4 protein-coding genes are annotated in these 3,541 nt (G+C 34.7%); 2 read left to right on the plus strand and 2 right to left on the minus strand.

Features of this window, described 5'->3' with window-relative positions; genetic code table 11:
* A partial coding sequence (locus ACJ5GX_RS06460; protein ID WP_495292826.1) for a NifU family protein occupies positions 1-228 on the plus strand: 228 nt, incomplete at its 5' end.
* The gene (hisS, locus tag ACJ5GX_RS06465) at positions 225-1,448 is read left to right on the plus strand and encodes a histidine--tRNA ligase (protein ID WP_052264829.1); all 1,224 of its coding nucleotides are present in this window, start codon (positions 225-227) and stop codon (positions 1,446-1,448) included. The genes ACJ5GX_RS06460 and hisS, both read left to right, overlap by 4 nt.
* Here hisS and surE read toward each other — a convergent pair.
* Complete coding sequence (gene surE, locus ACJ5GX_RS06470; RefSeq protein WP_096097213.1) at positions 1,445-2,215, minus strand: 5'/3'-nucleotidase SurE; 771 nt, start codon at positions 2,213-2,215, stop codon at positions 1,445-1,447. The two genes, hisS and surE, sit on opposite strands and share 4 nt — an antisense overlap.
* A 198-nt stretch (positions 2,216-2,413) precedes the next feature.
* Positions 2,414-3,541, minus strand: a 1,128-nt coding sequence (locus tag ACJ5GX_RS06475) for a hypothetical protein (RefSeq protein WP_495292827.1), incomplete at its 5' end; no start/stop codon positions are given.

Consider the following 3,541-nt stretch of genomic DNA (forward strand, 5'->3'; position numbering starts at 1 on the left):
GAAATTGTAAATAGAATAAAAGAATTGATGGAAAGTTATATTAAACCTGCAGTTGCTCAAGATGGTGGTGATATCAAGTTCCGTGGCTATAAAGACGGAATAGTTTACGTTGAACTGCAAGGAGCTTGCTCTGGGTGCCCAAGTGCTGCAATTACCTTAAAACAAGGAGTGCAGAATATGCTAAGCTATCACATACCAGAAGTTTCAGGTATAGAGACTATGCTATGACTAATCAAACAGTTAGAGGAACAAAAGATCTCCTGTTTGATGAATGGTACAAGTTTAAACACATAGAGCAAACAGCAAGCAGAATCTCAAGTTTATACGGCTTTTTACCTGTTCAAACTCCGATATTTGAATACACAGAAGTCTTTACAAAGACTTTAGGTGATAGCTCAGATATTATCACTAAAGAGATGTATACTTTTATTGATAAAGGGGGAAAGAGCATAACTCTGCGTCCTGAGTTCACTGCAGCTATTGTTAGGTTACTCATTGAAAAAAAACTACAAGCGCCGATAAAATTATTTTCAATAGGGCCTGCATTTCGCTATGAAAGACCGCAAAAGGGAAGACAAAGGCAATTTCATCAGATAAATTTTGAGGTTTTTGGCATAGAAGATCCAAAAGCTGATATTGAATTGATATCACTCGCTCAGCACTTACTAACTGAATTTGGCATCAATAAAAATGTAAAGCTGGAAATCAACTCTCTGGGTGATAGTGAAACAATAACTCAGTATACAGAAGCTTTGATATCGTATTTAAAAAAGTTTCAAAATGACCTATCAGAAGATAGTCAAAATAGATTGATTAAAAACCCACTCAGAATATTAGACTCTAAGGATAAGACAGATAAAGAAATAATCTCTGACGCACCAAAAATCAGTGATTATTATACAAAAGAATCTTCATATTTCTTTGACCAGGTGTTAAATGGACTGCAAGCTCTTGGCATACCTTACACTGTAAATAGCAAATTAGTTCGAGGTCTAGACTATTATTGTCACACAGTATTTGAATTTGTCACAGAAGATTTAGGTGCACAAGGAGCAGTTTTTGCCGGTGGAAGATACGATAATCTAGTATCTTCAGTAGGTGGAAAACACACTCCAGCAATAGGATTTGCAGGGGGGATTGAGCGTATAATGGAATTAATCAACTATGCTGAAAAAAAAGAGAGGCCTATTTATATAATTCCAATCGGTGGAGAAGCTGAAGAACATGCTCTAACACTTGCAAGTGAATTACGCAGAAATGGTTTATATGTGATTTACGAATATAGTGGAACTCTAAAAACCCGAATGAAAAAAGCAAATCAAGCAAATGCAAAAGTTGTATTAATCTTTGGTGATGAAGAGCTAAGCAGTAAAACTTTAAAAATTAAAAATATGGACACGGGTGAAGAAAAAATGATTGCTCGCGATAAAACCGTAGAAAATATCTAATCAGAAGCAATAGGAGTGTTAGCTATAGAAGAAAATTCCTCTGCACAAGAATTTTTCATAGCATTTAATATATCATAATCTGTAAAATCTAATTTTATCGGTGTAATAGTAATAAAACCTCCTTTTATTTTATCTACACTACCACTGCCTGAGTGTTCCCGAGACCAATTTAAGCTCAAAGAACCATTTAAGTTTTCAGTAAAAGTTAAATCACCATCAATGTTATATTCACCTTGTTCAGCAAATTCGACCCCTTTCACTTTTTCTGTAGCAGGAAAATTTATACTCATCACTATATCTTTAGGCCAACCAACTTTCATTAGCTTGGCAATAACCTTTGGTGCAAAAATCTTTGTATTGTTCCAGTCTATTTTATCATGATAAACTTGGCTCAGCGCAATAGAAGGTATAGATCTTGCAGCACCTTCCATTGCAGCACCGATTGTGCCTGAATAACAAATATCATCGCCGACATTTGATCCAATATTTACTCCAGATAATATTAAGTCTGGTTTTTTATTCATAATTTTATTTAACGCGATAATGACACAATCTGCGGGAGTACCAGACACACTAAACTCCCTTTCACTATGTTGACTTATTTTAATAAATTGCTTTACTGGATAGTCAAGAGACCTTGCAGCTCCACTCCTATCAGTATCTGGTGCTACTATCCATACTTCCGATGCAAAATTGTGTGCAATTTCTTTAAGTAATCTTATTCCTTCACTCTTAAAACCATCATCATTTGTTATCAATATTATCATATATAATACTCACCTATCAAAGTATACTGATGAGGTTTCTTTTCATAACCATAGCAAAGAACCTGCTACGAATCAATAAGGAAAAATTAGAGGGTGACCAGGTTGCCATCGTTTAGTTTGCTGTGAGTTAATCGTAAATACCAATTTTTAGCTTCACACCTAACTCACAATCAAAGTTTAGTAAACTCTAGAGGCGTGCTAAGCAGCAGAAAACCTTGCTATATTTCCCAAAAATGCTTTCACTCTTTCAAGGCAAGTGGATGGTTCTGCAGGTATTGCTACTTCATCTATCTTACCATATATTGCTGCATCTACGACTTCACCTGTTATTAATTCCCTTAGCTTTTGTTTTATCTGTCCTCTACGAATATGTTCTCCATAGTCATTATAAAACTTCACATATAACTCTTTAAATACAAATTCTTTTATAGCACTTCTCATATGAGAAATTCCATCCTTTACTTCATCATTTGCATTGCTCAAATCCACTTCAGAACCTAGCGAATATAAGTCATCAAAATTTTCTTTTAAAATTTTTATTTTAAAGTAGTGCTTATCTACAGATCTCTCAAGAAATCTTTTAGTAGCATTACCGGCCAATTCTCCTATTATCTGAGGCTCTAGTTGAGCTGCAAAATTATTTTCTGCTTCAAGGCCACTTAATGCATAAATGATACGATTAAGCATTCCAGGACCACATTGGCGATTACTTTCCTCAAAACGAACCAGCAATATGGATTTCAACAGCTCTACATCTGCATTTTGCTTTGTTGCTGCAATTAAAACTAGATTTATGGCCTGTGTTAATGTCAGTCCGGTTTTGGAATCTACCCACCTTACCCATTCTCCTTCTCTATAATTATCTACCTTCAAATAAGGCGCTATCAGTTCTTTCTGCTGATTTGTCAAACCGCCTATATAGTTTTTAAACTCTTCATCCAGCTCATTTGATGGAGTCCCATATTCTTCCTTTAATTTTTTGGCACACTCAATAACACTTTGCTCAAAACTTCTAGTATGAACATTCTGATTACCAGTACCTACATCACTTACATTAAACAAAAAGCTCATTTGCTTTACACTTAAACCCAGAGGCGAGAAGAGCTTTATTAATGGATACTTTATTAACTCAAGAAGCGCTACAGGGATCAATAATATAGTATTGATAAGCACTAAACATATTCTAAGACCGAGCGCTCTACTCTCTGATAACATTCTACTAAGTTCTGATATCTTTGATGCACAATACAAAAATGGTAATTGAATGTAGTATATTGAGTATATAGAAAAAAATAAAATCTTATCTTTTAACCCTACTGTTGGATC

The organism is Wolbachia endosymbiont of Tuta absoluta (assembly GCF_059414725.1).

Excerpts from the sequence above, each read along its gene's own strand:
- hisS (WP_052264829.1), top strand. The coding sequence starts at position 225 with ATGACTAATCAAACAGTTAGAGGAACAAAAGATCTCCTGTTTGATGAA.
- surE (WP_096097213.1), bottom strand. The coding sequence starts at position 2,215 with ATGATAATATTGATAACAAATGATGATGGTTTTAAGAGTGAAGGAATA.